This is a genomic window from Aquibacillus salsiterrae, from assembly GCF_028416595.1.
GTDB classification, from domain to species: domain Bacteria; phylum Bacillota; class Bacilli; order Bacillales; family Amphibacillaceae; genus Aquibacillus_A; species Aquibacillus_A salsiterrae.
Genome location: NZ_JAMQKC010000067.1, coordinates 1 through 555 on the forward strand (window position 1 = coordinate 1; position 555 = coordinate 555).

Here is a 555-nt window from a genome sequence, read left to right on the forward strand (position 1 = left end):
CCCGTAGAGGCTCAAAGTCAAGTGACAAAATGGTACGTTCTAACTTCCAATAGAACACTAGACTTTTAACGCTATAAACAAGTTTATGTTCCTTTATAAATTTGTCCAGTTTAGTGTTGACATACCATCCTCCCCTGAAATGTATCCATCTTTACTTTCTAACTGCTCGAGTTCTTCTTCTGTTAAAGGATCATTGTCTCTTTCTAACTCATCAATCTTTTGCCATGATTCTGGTTTTTTGTTCTTGGAACGCTCAATTAAAAATTCCATAAAGTCAAAGGCTGCTTTCTTATCTTCATCATTTAAAGATTCCACCATCTTATATAAGTCTTCCTTACGAATTGCCATTTCTACACCACCTTTGTCTCAATATACTATAGCTTTATTATAAACCATTTTGTTTGGTATTTAAAAAATGAACCACAAAACCCCCTCTGTTAGGATAGATGTCGTACGATACTTTAGTGTTATAGTTAAGTAAATAACACGGAGGTCGATTTAATATGACAGGGAGAAATAGAATACGATATTCACAGGAACAAAAAGAAGCTATTG

Annotated in this window: 1 protein-coding gene; it reads right to left on the bottom strand. The window is 34.1% G+C overall.

Translation table 11 applies throughout. The features are described from left to right. Positions 1 to 93: 93 nt before the first annotated feature. Complete coding sequence (locus tag NC799_RS18345) at positions 94 to 348, bottom strand: hypothetical protein (RefSeq protein ID WP_272447860.1); 255 nt, start codon at positions 346 to 348, stop codon at positions 94 to 96. Positions 349 to 555: the final 207 nt, after the last annotated feature.

What these genes read in the sequence shown, in the direction of transcription:
- NC799_RS18345 (WP_272447860.1), bottom strand. Translation starts at nt 348, where the DNA reads ATGGCAATTCGTAAGGAAGACTTATATAAGATGGTGGAATCTTTAAAT.